The following is a 13,712-nucleotide window of genomic DNA, read 5'->3' on the forward strand; positions in this document are numbered from 1 at the left end:
GCGTCCGGGCCGGCGAGGACCGGGGCCGGGTCCGGCTCGGCGGTCTCGGTGTTCGCCCGCGGGGTGGCCCCGCCGTCGCCGAGCCAGCCGGCGACCGGACCGGGCCGGACCACCGCCAGGCCGGCTCCGACCAGGGCGAGCAGCAGCACTACGGCGAGCACGGCCAGCGGGCGGCGTCGGCGGCGGGTGGGCGACGGGTCGTACCCCGGCGGGGGACCGACCCGCGGGTCACCGGGACCGCTGGTCGCGGGCGAAACCGGCACGGCGGCCGGCTCCGGGGCCACGGGCGCGGGCTGGTCGGCCACGCCCGCCGCGACGGGAGCGGCGGAGGCCGCGACGAGGTCCGGGGAGCGGCCGGCGGCCGAGGGCCGCCACGCCGGCGGCGGGGGACGCTCGCCCGGCCCGACGATCGGGGTCGTGGCCTCCGGGTCGAAGTCGTCCGGAGCCGGCTCCTGAGCGCGCGGAACGTGTGCCTCGGGCACCGGCACCCGCCCGGTCGCGTTCCCGGACCCCGGGTGCGGGTTCTTCCGCCCGTCAACCCCCTGTGGGCGGTAGTGTGAATCTTCCCTCCCCACGACCCCCTCCTCCCCGTGCGGAAAACAGCTTGGGTGACACTACTTCGGTCCGAACACTATGCGGCGGCCGGAGCGGGCGGGTGGGCATTCACCTGCCTGGGAGCGGTGCCACTGGTTCCGTCAGCCAGCGTGGGCAAACGAGGGAGCGTGGGAGATGGATTTCGACGTCACGGTTGAGATCCCCAAGGGTCACCGCAACAAGTACGAGGTGGACCACGCGACCGGCCGGATCAGGTTGGACCGCACCCTCTTCACGTCCACGCAGTACCCGGCGGACTACGGGTTCATCGAGGGCACCCTGGGCGAGGACGGGGACCCGCTGGACGCGCTGGTGCTGGTCCCCGAGCCGACCTTCCCGGGCTGCCTGATCCGCTGCCGCACCATCGGCATGTTCCGGATGACCGACGAGAAGGGCGGCGACGACAAGGTCCTCTGCGTGCCCTACGAGGACCCGCGCCAGGAGCACCTGCGCGACATCCACCACCTCGGCGAGTTCGACCGGCTGGAGATCCAGCACTTCTTCGAGGTGTACAAGGACCTGGAGCCCGGCAAGTCGGTCGAGGGCGCGACCTGGGTCGGCCGCGTCGAGGCGGAGGCCGAGATCCGCGCGTCGTACCGGCGGGCCAAGGAGGCCGAGGAGCGCGGCGAGACCATCCACTGACCCACCCTGCGTCGACGGGCCCGGTGGCCGCTCAGCCGAGCAGCCCTCGGGCCCGTTCGTACAGGTCGAGCACCGCGCAGGCCACCGGCACCACGGAGACCACCAGCGCCGTGTCGACCAGGTCGGCCGCCCGGCCCAGGTACGGGGAGGCGGGCCGCCGGGCGTACGTGGTCCCGGCCGCCACGGCGAGCAGGGCGACGGCCAGCCCGCCGACGGCCAGCACCAGCCGCCCCGCCGACCCCGAGCCCACGGCCAGCACCCCGCCGAGTAGGGCGGCCCCGGCCAGTCCGGCGACGACCGGGGGCATCCGGTGGCGAACCGCCACGAACAGCCGCGAGCGCAGCAGCAGCACGGCGGAGACCACGGCGACCAGCAGCCGCCCGGCCGCCCCGCCCGCCGTCGTGAGCACCACGGCCGCCCCGGCCACCAGCACGGCATGCCCGAGCAGCATCCCGGTGAGCATCTCCTCCGTGCGGGCCACCGCCGCGTGCACCCGGGCCCGGTCCGGCAGGTCCCGAACGGCGTCCGCGCCGGGGCCGCTGTCGCCGGGCAGGGTGATCGGCGGCAGCGGCATCTTGCCCAGCCGGATGGCCAGCAGCGGCAGTGCCCCGAGCGCGAAGACCAGGACGCAGACCAGCACGGCGGCGGCACCCCCTGCTGGCAGCGCCAGCCCGCCGAGGGCGGCGAGCGCGCCGGCCACGCCGACGGTCGCGCCGGCCACGAAGACCCGCACCCGGCTGGCCACCCCGAGCAGGCCCAGCACCGCCACCAGCAGCAGCGCCACCGCGCCGGCCAGCAGCTCGGGGGCACCGAGCCAGGGCAACGGCGCGACCGGGCCGATCGCGTCGCCGGAGCTGACCGCGAGGGCACCGGCCGCGAACGCGTACGGCAGGGCGTAGCCGCCCAGGGTCGCGCCGGCGGCCCCGTCCCCGTACGCGCGGGAGGCGACCGCACCGGCGAGGGTGAGCAGCAGCGCCACCGCGCCCGCGACGGGCCAGCCGCCCCCGGGCCCGGCGGCGAGCACGGCGAGCAGCCCCACGCCGAGCGGTACGGCCGCGCCGGCCAGGGCTGCGGATCGGGTGGCGGCCGGCGACCAGGCGGCACCCCGGCGGCGGGCCCCGTCGACGATCGCCTCGACCACGTCGTCGTACTCCAGCTCGGGCCACTGCGCGCGGGCCGGCACCAGGTGCAGCACCTCGCCGTCGCGGACCCCCTGGGGAAGCAGGGCCTGCGCGGTGAGCAGCACCGCGCCGTCGGTGCGGCGCAGCACCCAACCGCCGTGCCGTTCGCCGTCGTCGGCCAGCCCCTCGCCGGCGTGCCGGAGCACCTCGGGCAGCAGCTCGGCCAAGGGGACCTGCTCCGGCAGAGCGACGTCGACCCGACGCTGGGGGGCGCTGATCGTGACACGGGCCAGCCCGGTTGTCATCGACGCATCTCCATATCGAGGAAGGATGGTGGCTGCGCGGACGACAGGACTTTACCTACCATGAGCCAGGCTCGAGTTACCGAGCGCTGTGGGAGGTCGAGTGTCCACCGTCGTCATCAAGCGACCACCCCGGCGACCCGCGCCGGAGATCCCGGTCGGCGAGCTGCCCGTCGAGGCCCCACCGGAGATCCCCGCCGTCACCGGCAGCCGCTGGCAGCAGGCGCTGATGGTGCTGCCCATGCTGGGCGGGACGGTCGCGATGGCGATGATGTTCGGCCGGGGCGGCGGGGCGTACTCGTACGTGGTCGGCGGGATGTTCGGGCTCTCCTCGCTGGCCATGCTGGTCACCTCGTGGGGCAGCGCCTCCGGCACCCCGAAGAAGTCGGAGATGATGGCCGCCCGCCGGGAGTACCTGCGGCACCTGGGCGCGCTGCGCCGCCGGGTCCGGCAGACCGCCGGGCGGCAGCGGGCCGGGCTGCACTACCGCCACCCGGACCCGGACCGGCTCTGGTCGACCGTCGACAGCCACCGGGTCTGGGAGCGCCGCCCCGGCGACCCGGACTTCGCGGTGGTCCGGGTGGGCGTCGGCCCGCAGACCCTGGCCACCCCGCTGGTCCCGCCGGTCACCCGCCCTCTGGAGGAACTGGAGCCGATGACCGCCGGAGCGCTGCGGCGGTTCCTCGACGCGTACGCGGTGGTGCCCGACCTGCCGGTGGCCCTGTCACTGCGCAGCTTCGTCCGGGTCTTCGTCCGGGGCGAGGCACCCCGCGACGGCGCGGAGGCGGGCGTCCGGCCCGGCACCGGATCGCCCGACGCGCAGGCGCTGGGCCGGGCGCTGCTCATCCAGCTCGCGGTCTTCCACGCCCCGGACGAGCTGATGGTCGCCGTCTGCGCCGGCCCGGAACGGCGGGCGCTGTGGGAGTGGGTGAAGTGGCTGCCGCACGCCCACCACCCCACCCGCACCGACGCCGTCGGCCCCGTCCGCCTGGTCACCAGCTCCGCCGTCGAGCTGGAACGGCTCCTCGACGAGGTGCTGGCCAGCCGGTCCCGGTTCAGCCCGACCGGCCCGGCCACCGACGGGCCGCACGTCGTGGTGGTGCTCGACGGCGGCGACCTCACCGGCGCCACCGACCTCGTCGGCGACGGCGGCATCGACGCGGTCACCGTGGTCGACCTGGACACCCCGCCGCCCCGGCTGCTGGACCGGTACGCCCTCCTGCTCGACCTGCGAGGCGGCCGGCTGCACTCACACTCCGTCGAGGGGCACGCCGAGGTGGGCACCGCCGACCGGCTGGCGCTGGCCGACGCCGAGGCGGTCGCCCGCCGGCTCGCCCCGCTGCGGCTCGCCACCGCCGTACGCGGGCCGGACGCCCCGGTCAACGCCGAGCTCGGCCTGCCCGAACTGCTCGGCATCGGCGACCCGGAGAGCTTCACCGCCGAGCAGGGCTGGGCACCCCGGTCGGCGCGGGACCGGCTGCGGGTGCCGATCGGGGTGGGCACCGACGGCGGCGCGATCGAGCTGGACCTCAAGGAGTCCGCCCAGGACGGGATGGGCCCGCACGGGCTGCTGATCGGGGCCACCGGCTCCGGCAAGTCCGAGCTGCTGCGCACCCTGGTCCTCGGGCTGGCCGCCACGCACAGCTCCGAGCAGCTCAACTTCGTCCTGGTCGACTTCAAGGGCGGGGCCACCTTCGCGTCCTTCGACCGGCTCCCGCACACCGCCGCCGTGATCACCAACCTGGCCGACGCGCTGCCGCTGGTCGACCGGATGGTCGACGCGATCAACGGGGAGCTGATGCGTCGCCAGGAGCTGCTGCGCCGGGCCGGCAACTACGCCAGCCTGCGCGACTACGAACGGGCCCGGTCGGCCGGCGCGCCGCTGGCCCCGCTGCCGTCGCTGCTGCTGATCTGCGACGAGTTCTCCGAGCTGCTGTCGGCCAAGCCGGAATTCATCGACCTGTTCGTGCAGATCGGCCGGCTGGGCCGGTCGCTGGGGGTGCATCTGCTGCTGGCCAGCCAGCGGCTGGAGGAGGGACGGCTGCGCGGGCTGGACACCCACCTGTCGTACCGGATCGGGTTGCGGACCTTCTCGGCCCTGGAGTCCCGGACGGTGCTCGGGGTTCCGGACGCCCACGAGCTGCCCCGCTCTCCGGGGCACGGGTACCTGCGCTTCGGCACCGAGCCGCTGATGCGTTTCAAGGCCGCGTACGTCTCGGGGGCGCTGCGACGCCGGAGCGGCGCGGCGGCCTCCGGCGGGGCCGGCGCGCCCCGCCTGTTGGCCTTCTCCACCTACGTGGCACCGGTGCCGGAGCCGCCCACCCTGGCCCTGACGGCGGCCGCCGAGGACGAGGCCGGCCGGGAGAGCCTGCTCGACGTGCTGGTAGGGCGGCTGGCGGGGCAGGGTCCGCCCGCACACCAGGTGTGGCTGCCGCCGCTGGATACCGCACCCACCCTCGACGAGTTGCTCGGCCCGGTCGGCATCGACCCGACGCGCGGGCTGACCTTCGCCAACCCGGAGCTGCACGGCGCGCTCCAGGTGCCGGTGGCCGTGATCGACAAGCCCTTCGAGCAGCGGCGGGACCTGCTCTGGCTCACCCTCGGCGGGTCGGCCGGCCACGTCGGCGTGGTCGGCGGCCCGCAGAGCGGCAAGTCGGGCCTGCTGCGCACCCTGGTATGCGCGCTGGCGTTGACCCACACCCCGGTGGAGGCACAGGTCTACTGCCTGGACTTCGGCGGTGGTGGGCTGGCCGCGCTGCGCGACCTGCCGCACGTGGGCGGGGTGTCCGGCCGGACCGACCCGACCGCCGTGCGGCGCACCGTCGGGGAGTTGGTCACCGTGTTGGTCGACCGGGAGCGCCGCTTCGCCGAGCTGGGGGTGGAGTCGATGGCCGCGTACCGGCAGCGGCGGGCCGCGCTCGCTGCCCCCGGGCAGCCCGGCACCGACCCGTTCGGCGACGTGTTCCTGGTGGTGGACGGCTGGGGCACCCTGCGTAACGAGTACGACGACCTGGAGCCGCTGGTCACCGAGCTGGCCACCCGGGGCCTGTCGTACGGGGTGCACGTGGTGGCCGCCGCGATCCGCTGGACGGACTTCCGTCCGGCGATCCGGGATCTGTTCGGCTCCCGCCTGGAGCTGCGCCTCGGTGACCCGTCGGACTCGCTGCTGGTCCGACGCGCGGCGGCGGCGGCCGTGCCGGACAAGAAGCCGGGCCGGGGCATGACCGGCGAGAGCCTGCACTTCCTCACCGCCCTGCCTCGATTGGCCGACCCGGACGGCGACACGGCCACCCTGGTCAAGGCGGTCGCTGGGGCGTGGGACGGTCCGGTGGCGCCCCCGGTCCGGCTGCTGCCGCCCGTGCTGCCGTACGCGGAGCTGGACCTGACCGCGACGGCCGGGCTGGCGCTGCCGGTCGGGATCGCCGAGGCGGACCTGCGCCCGGTGGTGCTCGACTTCGCCACCGAGCCGCACCTGCTGGTGTTCGGCGACGCCGAGTGCGGCAAGTCGTCGTTCCTGCGGGCCCTCGCGGCCACCATCGTCAGCCGGTTCTCCCCGGAGCAGGCGCGGGTGATCCTGGTCGACTACCGGCGCAGCCTGATCGGCGCGATCGAGACCGAGCACCGGATCGGCTACGGCACGGCCGCCGCCCGCACCACCGAGCTGGTCGAGTCCGCCGCCGGGTACATGCAGCTCCGGCTGCCCGGCCCGGACGTCACCCCGGCGCAGCTACGCCAGCGGTCGTGGTGGTCGGGGCCGGAGCTGTTCGTGCTGGTCGACGACTACGACCTGGTGGCCAGCGGGCCGGTCAATCCGCTGCGGGCCCTGGAGGAGTACCTCCCCCAGGCCCGGGATATCGGCCTGCACCTGGTACTGGCCCGCCGGGCCGGCGGCGCCGGTCGGGGCTACGACCAGTTCCTCCAGCGGCTGAAGGAACTCTCCACCCCCGGGCTGGTGATGGCCGGCAGTCCCGACGAGGGGCCGCTGGTCGGCCAGGTCCGGCCCGGTCCGCTCCCGCCGGGGCGGGCCCGGTTGGTGACCCGGCGCGAGGGCGTACGCCTGGTCCAGTTGGCCCACCTTGCCCCGCAGTAGGGGGTCCACACCCCGGCGACCCGGTGATCCGCCCCCGGAATGCCGCGTGACGGGGGTGGAAACCGGTAATCTCCGAGCAGCATGTGTCCGCCGCGATGAATGGCTGGAAATGTGACTGGGGTTCGGCACGGCAGACCCGCGACCGCGCGACGGTTCCCCGGCCGCGCGTTGGTCGGCACGGCCGCGCTCGCGGTGTCGCTCATCGGTCCGGTTCCGCCGTCGGCCCTCGCCGCGCCGGCTCGCCCCACCGGGTTCGTCCCGCTCACCGCCCCGGCGACGGCCAGCGCGCTCTCGCGGGTGTCTCCGGCCGACACGCCGGCCCGAGCCGACCAGGGCATGGCCGCGAACGCACCCCGGCGGCTGTCTCCGGTTGACGCGCCGGCCCGAGCCGACCAGGTCCGCGACGAGCAGTGGCAGCTCGACGAGCTGCGGGCGTCGACCGCGTGGCGCACCTCGACGGGGCGCGGGGTCGTCGTCGCGGTGATCGACTCCGGGGTGGACGGTTCCCACCCGGACCTGGCCGGCCAGGTGCTGCCCGGCATCGATCTGGTCGACGGCACCGCGGGCGAGGGCCCGGACCCGGTCGGGCACGGCACGACCGTGGCGGGCCTGATCGTCGGCCGCAACGACGACCGGCGGGGCGTGGTCGGGCTCGCCCCAGGCGCGAAGATCCTCCCGGTGCGGGTCCTCGACGACGAGAACCGGTACGACGACGCGCTGATCGTCGCCAAGGGGGTCCGGTGGGCCGTCGACAACGGCGCCCGGGTGATCAACCTGTCACTCGGTGGCAGCGGTGACAGCCCGGCCCTGGCGGCGGCGCTGGACTACGCGTTCGCCCGCGACGTGGTGGTGGTCGCCTGCACCGGCAACGTCGCCTCGTCCTCCGACACCAAGGTCTGGTACCCGGCGCGGGAGCCGGGCGTGATCGCCGTGGCCGGCCTGGAGCGCACCAGCGACAACCTGTGGTCCGGCTCGATCACCGGCCCCCCGACGATCCTCACCGCCCCGGCGACCGGCCTGGTCGGCGCCCGGCCCCACGGCGGATACTGGCGGGTGCAGGGCACGAGCTTCGCGTCCCCGCTCGTGGCCGCCGCCGCCGCGCTGATCCGGGCCCGCTGGCCGCAGATGTCCGCCGGCGAGGTGGTCAACCGCCTGATCAGCACCGCCCGGGACATCGGGCCCACCGGCCGCGACGACCGCTTCGGGTACGGCCTGGTCGACCCGGTCGCCGCGCTCACCGCCGACGTGCCGCCGGTGGGGCGCAACCCGCTCGACGATCAGTTCTCCCCCGGCGTCGTGGGCTTCGGCCCGGCACCCGGCTCCACGCAGGAGGCCCCGGTCGCGGGTGCCGGCGCGGACCCGCTCGGCTTCACCGCGCCCCACCAGCAGACTCGCTGGACGGCGCAGCCCGCCGGCGGCCGGGACGACGCCGACCCGAAGCGGCTCTGGGCCGGCGTGGCCCTCGTGGTCGCCCTGGTCACCGCAGCGGCGCTGGTGGTTCGCCGCTTCCGTCAGAGGGCCCGTTGAGCACCCCCCGGCCCGATTCCGTGCTCGGCCGGTCTGATCCGGTGCCCGGCCGGGTAGAGATGGCGGGCATGAGCACGTCTGGTCAGCGCACCCGTGTCCCCGCGTCGCCGTCGTGGTGGGCCCGCCGGCTCGACCCCGACAATTCGCCGGGGCTGCGGCTCACCCTCGCCGCCACCGCCGCCTTCCTGGTCCTGGTGCCGTTCGCCCTGCTCGCCCTGCTGGTACTCGGCTCCTGGCCGCCGCTGCACCGCCTGGACGCCTCGGTCGCGCAGGCCCTGCACGGGTACGCCGTCGACCACCCCGGCTGGGTGGGGTTCATGACCGTCTGGACCCACGCACTCGGTCCCGGGCCGCTACGGGTCGCCGCGCTCGCCGTGGTGGTCTGGCTGTTCGCCCGGCGCGCCTCGCGGCTGGCCTGGTGGGCGGCCACCACGATGGCGGTGGGTGGCCTGCTCGGCGCGTTGCTCAAGCTGCTGGTCGGCCGGGACCGGCCCAACCTGCCCGACCCGGTGGGCTGGGCCACCGGTTACTCGTTCCCCTCCGGGCACGCGCTGAACGCCGCCCTCGCCGCCGGGGTGCTGCTGGTGGTCTTCCTCCCGTACGCCCGCACCCGCCCTGCCCGGCGTTGGGCGCTCTGGGTCGCCGCCGCCGTGCTGACCGGGCTGACCGGAGTGAGCCGGATGGCGCTCGGCGTGCACTACGCCAGTGACGTGGTCGGCGGCTGGGTGCTGGGTGCGGCCACGGTGGCCGCCACGACGGCCGCGTTCCGCACCTGGGGGTCCCCGGGCCCGGCGGGCCGGGCCCGGACGCCGGCGGCCTGAGAGCCCGGGTCACGGCGGCCGGAGCCGGGTGGGGCCGCCGTCAGGTGCACTCGCCGGTGGCCACCCCGCGGGTCCGCTCGGCGCCGGCCAGGGCCACCCGGGGCGGGCCTCGGCCGCCGTCACCGCGAAAGCCGGTGTTCGGGTCGTCCGCTGCCGCCGCGAAGATCACCCCGAGTACCAGGCCGTTCGAGGAGAGCAGCGGGCCGCCCGAGTTGCCGCTGCGGACCAACGCCCGGATCGTGTAGATCTCCCGGGTCACGTCGCCGGAGGAGTAGATGTCCGGGCCGGTGATCCGGTCGACGTCCCGGATCCGCGCCGACTGGGCGTTGTACGGCCCGTCGAGCGGGAAGCCCAGCACGATCGCGTCCGCCCCGCTGCCCGCGTTGCCGGCGGCGAACCGCAGGGACGGGCCGGGCAGCCCCGGCACCCGCAGCACGGCCAGGTCCCGGTCGGGGTCGTAGACGACGACCTCGCCGTCGTACCGGTCGCCGTTCAGCTCGACCGCCACCGAGCGGGTGCCGGCCACCACGTGCGCGTTGGTCATCACCCGGTCGTCGGCGTACACGAAGCCGGAACCCTCGATGCGGCGCGCGCAGCTCGGCGCGGAGCCCAGCACCTTGACCACCGAGCGCCGGCCGTCGGCCACCACCTGGGAGCCGGCGAGCGCCGGGTCGGGCGGCTCGACCTGCCGGGCCCGGGTGGGCGCGAGGTCGCCGAAGACGTCCGGGAAGCCGTTGGTGTCGACGGTGTCCCGCAGCGCGGTGGACAACTCCTGCGCCTGGTCGGGCAGGACCCGGTCGACCACGGTGAGCAGCGCGCTGTTGCGCACGGAGGAGGCCAGCCAGGGCAGCGAGGACGAACCCAGCGGCACGGCCACCAGCCAGGCGACCAGCATGACCGCGAAGAGCGAGACGAAAGCCCCGCCGACGTCGTCGGCCCGCTTGGCGACATCGCTGGTGATGGTCTGGCGCAGGTGGGAACCGAGCCAGCCGGCCAGCGCCTGCCCCACCACGGCCAGCCCGAAGACGGCGACGAGAGAGATCAGCACCCGGGTGCCGCTGTCGGTGAACTGGCGGGCCAGCAGCGGCCCGACCTGTAGCCCGATGAGCGCGCCCAGGAAGAACCCGGAGAACGACAGCACCCCGATGACGAAGCCCTGACGGTATCCGCTGATCGCGAACACGAGCATGAGCAGGAGCAGAACGAGATCCACGGCGGACACGCCCCAAGGGTACGGGCACCGGGCACGGCGGGTGCCCGCTGCTCGCGGAACGTGACGGTCAGGTCAGCGGTCCGGCCATCTCGTCTGCCGGGTCGGTGCCGGCGGAGGGGGCCGGCGCGGCCCCGGACGGCGGCAGGTCGACGACCCGGTCGCCCGGCCACGGACGGGCCCACCCGCCCATCTCCAACAGGGCCGCGAGCACCCCGGCGGTGAAGCCCCAGACCAGCATCCCGCGCACCGAGAAGGCCGGGCCGATCCAGCCGCTCGGGTGGCGTACCTGCATCCGGTTCTCCGGGGCGACCAGCTCGGCCACCGGCAGCCGGGCGACGTGGGCGACCTCGGCCGGCTCCCGGGGGTGCACCGGGTGCGGCCGGTGCCACCAGCCGAGCACGGGGGTCACCACGAACTCGCTGACCGGGATCCACAGCCTCGGCAGCTCCGCGAGGACGGTGACGCTGGCCGGGTCGAGGCCGACCTCCTCGTTCGCCTCGCGCAGGGCGGTGGCGGCGGAGTCGGCGTCGGTCGGGTCGGCCGCCCCGCCGGGGAAGGCCGGCTGCCCGGCGTGGTTGCGCAGGGTGGCGGCGCGTTGCAGGACCAGCACGTCCGGCCCCACCCCGGGCTCCTCCCCGAGCAGTACGAGCACGGCGCTCTCCCGCCCGCCGCTGGCCGGGGTGGTGAGCCGGGTGAAGTCCTCGACCCGCGCGGTGCCGAGCCGGGACAGCAGCGGCCCCATCCAGGGCGGTGGAGTGCGGCTCACGGGGTCACCAGCACGCCGAGGTGCTCGCGGACCAGCGCGGCGAGGCGGGCGTCGTCCAGCGCTCCCGAGGTGTCGACGTGCCGGACCCGGCCGTCCGCGCCCACGAGCACGGTCAGTGGGACGGCGTTGCGGTTGAGCGCCCGGCGCAGGCTCTCGCCCTGGTCGAACAGGACCGGGAAGCGAACGCCGAAGTCCTCGCCGATCGACTGGGCGGCGTCCCGGCTGTCCCGGGTGTTCACCCCGATCACCTGGAGCCGGCCGTCCGCGCGCTCGCTGAGCCGCTGGAACGCGGGCAGCTCCTTGCGGCAGGGCGGGCACCAGGACGCCCACAGGTTGACCACGGCCGGCCCACGCACGTCCCGCAGGGCGACGGGGTCGCCGCCGGTGAAACAGGGCAGGGTCAGCTCGGGCAGTTGCGGCCCACCGGGCCCGACGGGGGTGGGGGCGGCCGAGGCGGGCGGCACGGTCAGGGCCGCGCAGGCGGCGAACGGCGACGGCCTGGTGTTCCTCCGGGGCTCGGCCGGCGTCGGCTCCTCGGCCGGAGCCGTCGTGCAGGCGCCGGCGAGCAGGGCGAACGGCAGGAGCAGGGCGGTGAGGCGGCGCTTCACGGCGCCTCCGCGGCGACCGCCTGCTGCGGCACCAGCTCCGGGTCGACGCCCGCCGCGACGGCCAGGTCCCGCGCCCGGGGGCCCTTGAGCAGCTTCGCGGCCGCTGCCGGCTCGGTCGGCCCAGTCCCGTACGAGGGGCAGAGCTTCGCCAGCGTGCAGGCACCGCAGCCCGGCTTTTTGGCGTGGCAGACCCGCCGGCCGTGGAAGATGATCCGGTGCGACAGCATCGTCCAGTCGCGTTTCGGATACATCGCGCCGATCGCGTGCTCGATCTTCACGGGGTCGGTCTCGGCGGTCAGCCGCCAGCGGTGCACCAGCCGCTGGAAGTGGGTGTCGACGGTGATCCCGGGGACGCCGAAGGCGTTGCCGAGGATGACGTTGGCGGTCTTGCGGCCCATCCCGGGCAGCGTCACCAGGGCGTCCAGCTTCCCGGGGACCTGCCCGTCGTACCGCTCGACGAGGGCCTGACCGAGCCTGATCAGCGAGGTGGTCTTGTTCCGGTAGAAGCCGGTGGGCCGGATCAGCTCCTCCATCTCGGCCCGGTCCGCCCCGGCGTAGTCGGCTGCCGTCGGGTAGCGGCCGAACAGCTTCGGGGTGACCTCGTTGACCTTCTTGTCCGTGCACTGGGCGGACAGGATCGTGGCGACGGCCAGCTCCAGCGGGTTGGCGTGGTCCAGCTCGCAGTGGGCGTCGGGGTGCGTCTGGGTCAACACCCGGTGGATCTTCCGGGCGCGGCGCGTGCGGCCGAGGTCGGTCTCGGCGGCTCCGGGGGAACTGGTGGTCACGACGGAAAGCCTACGTCGGCCCGGTCACGGCCCGTCGAGCCCGCGCGACCGGGCCGGCTCACCCCTCGGTGATGCGGCCCTCGTCGTCGAAGCGGGCGCCGCTTTTCGGGAAGTCCAGCCGGGTGAGCTGCCGGACCAGGCCGAGGCCCCGGTCGTCCGGGTCCATGGTCGGCTTACCGATCGAGTTCATGTACGTCGAGGTGAAGGAGCCGCCGGCGAAGCTGCCGTCGGGCTTCAGCGACACCTTCAGCACGCCGCCCCAGCCGAGCCGGCCGTTGTTGCTCAGCGAGTTGCCGCCACCGGCGAAGTTGCCGAGGCTGTACGCGATGAGTCGGCCCCGGTAGAACTCCATGCCGCGCAGCACGTGCGGGCCGTGGCCGACGATCAGGTCCGCCCCTGCGTCGATCATGGCGTGGGAGAACTTGATCGGGTCGCCCCGGTTCTCGCCGAGGAACATCTCGGTGCCCGGGCGCACCCGCGTCTTGTCCGAGCCCTCGCCGCCCATGTGCACCTGCACGACGACGACGTCGGCCTTGGTGGTGGCCTTCTCCACCACCTCGCGGGCGGCGTCGATGTCGACCAGGCTGTTGGACCAGACGTACGACGAGAAGCCGGCGACGGCGATCTTGACGCCCTCGACGTCGACCACGGTGATCTGGTCGGGCGCGCCGGTGTGCGCCAGGTCGTACTTCTCCAGCGCGGCCTGGGTGTTCCGGTAGCCCTTGGGGCCGTAGTCGTAGCCGTGGTTGTTGGCCTGGTTGAGCAGCTCGAATCCGCCGTCGCGCAGGTGCGCCGCGTACTCCGGCGGGGCGCGGAACTGGAAGCACCGGGTCGAGTTGGCACCACACTTGCCGGTGCCGGTGTCGACGGTGAGCGGCTCCTCCAGGTTGCCCATCACCAGGTCGGCCGCGAGCGCCTCCTTTACGGAGTCGAAGAAGCCCTTCCCCGCCGCGCGGCGGGAGCCGGTTCGGCGCGTTGCCCATGATGATGTCGCCGGTGGCGGAGAGCGACACGCTTTCGACCTTGCCCTCGGGGGCCTGCCCGGAGGGGGCCGGGGAGGCGGGTGCCCGGTCGTCCCGCCCTGGGTGTTGGGCTGCCAGGGAGGGTGCCTCGTCGGGCTCGGTGCAGCCGGCGACGAGCAGCACGCCGAGGATGAGCGCCGCGTGGCGGCGCGGGCGGGCGGCGCCGGGGGCGGTGGGGGCCGGAGCGGGCGGGGTCGTACATCGCCCGTGACGCTACCGGG

General features: G+C 75.1%; 9 protein-coding genes and 2 pseudogenes. 4 read left to right on the forward strand and 7 right to left on the reverse strand.

What is annotated here, in order from left to right:
* A pseudogene (locus MCAG_RS33665) lies at positions 1-482 on the reverse strand (D-alanyl-D-alanine carboxypeptidase/D-alanyl-D-alanine-endopeptidase); the annotation flags it as partial.
* Between the two features lie 247 nt (positions 483-729).
* Between MCAG_RS33665 and MCAG_RS12750 the strand changes: the two are divergent.
* Positions 730-1,236, forward strand: coding sequence for an inorganic diphosphatase (locus tag MCAG_RS12750; protein WP_007073387.1), 507 nt, complete (start codon positions 730-732; stop codon positions 1,234-1,236).
* A 31-nt stretch (positions 1,237-1,267) separates the two neighbouring features.
* Here MCAG_RS12750 and eccD read toward each other — a convergent pair whose 3' ends face one another.
* On the reverse strand, positions 1,268-2,662 hold the full coding sequence (eccD, locus tag MCAG_RS12755) for a type VII secretion integral membrane protein EccD (protein WP_007073388.1): 1,395 nt from the start codon (positions 2,660-2,662) through the stop codon (positions 1,268-1,270).
* A gap of 100 nt (positions 2,663-2,762) precedes the next feature.
* Here eccD and MCAG_RS12760 point away from each other — a divergent pair, with 100 nt between their 5' ends.
* The 3 genes from MCAG_RS12760 to MCAG_RS12770 all read left to right on the forward strand — a co-directional run bounded on the left by MCAG_RS12760 (position 2,763) and on the right by MCAG_RS12770 (position 9,097).
* Complete coding sequence (locus tag MCAG_RS12760) at positions 2,763-6,749, forward strand: type VII secretion protein EccC (RefSeq protein ID WP_007073389.1); 3,987 nt, start codon at positions 2,763-2,765, stop codon at positions 6,747-6,749.
* Positions 6,750-6,848: 99 nt separating this feature from the next.
* A complete protein-coding gene (gene mycP, locus MCAG_RS12765; RefSeq protein WP_036373280.1) occupies positions 6,849-8,276 on the forward strand; it encodes a type VII secretion-associated serine protease mycosin in 1,428 nt (475 codons plus the stop codon).
* 68 nt (positions 8,277-8,344) lie between these two features.
* The gene (locus MCAG_RS12770) at positions 8,345-9,097 is read left to right on the forward strand and encodes a phosphatase PAP2 family protein (protein WP_036373282.1); all 753 of its coding nucleotides are present in this window, start codon (positions 8,345-8,347) and stop codon (positions 9,095-9,097) included.
* Between the two features lie 40 nt (positions 9,098-9,137).
* Here the strand turns inward: MCAG_RS12770 and MCAG_RS12775 are convergent, their stop codons facing one another.
* The 5 genes and pseudogenes from MCAG_RS12775 to MCAG_RS12795 all read right to left on the reverse strand — a co-directional run bounded on the left by MCAG_RS12775 (position 9,138) and on the right by MCAG_RS12795 (position 13,623).
* A complete protein-coding gene (locus MCAG_RS12775) occupies positions 9,138-10,319 on the reverse strand; it encodes a MarP family serine protease (protein ID WP_007073392.1) in 1,182 nt (393 codons plus the stop codon).
* Between the two features lie 58 nt (positions 10,320-10,377).
* Positions 10,378-11,076 (reverse strand): CoA pyrophosphatase, encoded by a 699-nt coding sequence (locus MCAG_RS12780; protein ID WP_007073393.1) that lies wholly within the window; start codon positions 11,074-11,076, stop codon positions 10,378-10,380.
* Positions 11,073-11,684 carry a TlpA disulfide reductase family protein gene (locus MCAG_RS12785; protein ID WP_007073394.1) on the reverse strand — a complete coding sequence of 204 codons (612 nt, stop codon included), beginning with the start codon at positions 11,682-11,684 and terminating at the stop codon, positions 11,073-11,075. Before MCAG_RS12785 ends, MCAG_RS12780 begins: the two co-directional genes overlap by 4 nt.
* The gene (gene nth, locus MCAG_RS12790) at positions 11,681-12,469 is read right to left on the reverse strand and encodes an endonuclease III (RefSeq protein WP_007073395.1); all 789 of its coding nucleotides are present in this window, start codon (positions 12,467-12,469) and stop codon (positions 11,681-11,683) included. The genes MCAG_RS12785 and nth overlap by 4 nt, the downstream gene beginning before the upstream one ends.
* 58 nt (positions 12,470-12,527) lie before the next feature.
* Positions 12,528-13,623 (reverse strand): annotated as a pseudogene (locus MCAG_RS12795) (CapA family protein).
* Positions 13,624-13,712 lie beyond the last annotated feature (89 nt).

This window comes from Micromonospora sp. ATCC 39149 (assembly GCF_000158815.1).
Classification (GTDB): Bacteria; Actinomycetota; Actinomycetes; order Mycobacteriales; family Micromonosporaceae; genus Micromonospora.

Bases quoted from the DNA above. Each gene is read 5' to 3' on its own strand.
- MCAG_RS12750 (WP_007073387.1), top strand. From the start codon at position 730: ATGGATTTCGACGTCACGGTTGAGATCCCCAAGGGTCACCGCAACAAG.
- eccD (WP_007073388.1), bottom strand. From the start codon at position 2,662: ATGACAACCGGGCTGGCCCGTGTCACGATCAGCGCCCCCCAGCGTCGG.
- mycP (WP_036373280.1), top strand. From the start codon at position 6,849: ATGGCTGGAAATGTGACTGGGGTTCGGCACGGCAGACCCGCGACCGCG.
- MCAG_RS12770 (WP_036373282.1), top strand. From the start codon at position 8,345: ATGAGCACGTCTGGTCAGCGCACCCGTGTCCCCGCGTCGCCGTCGTGG.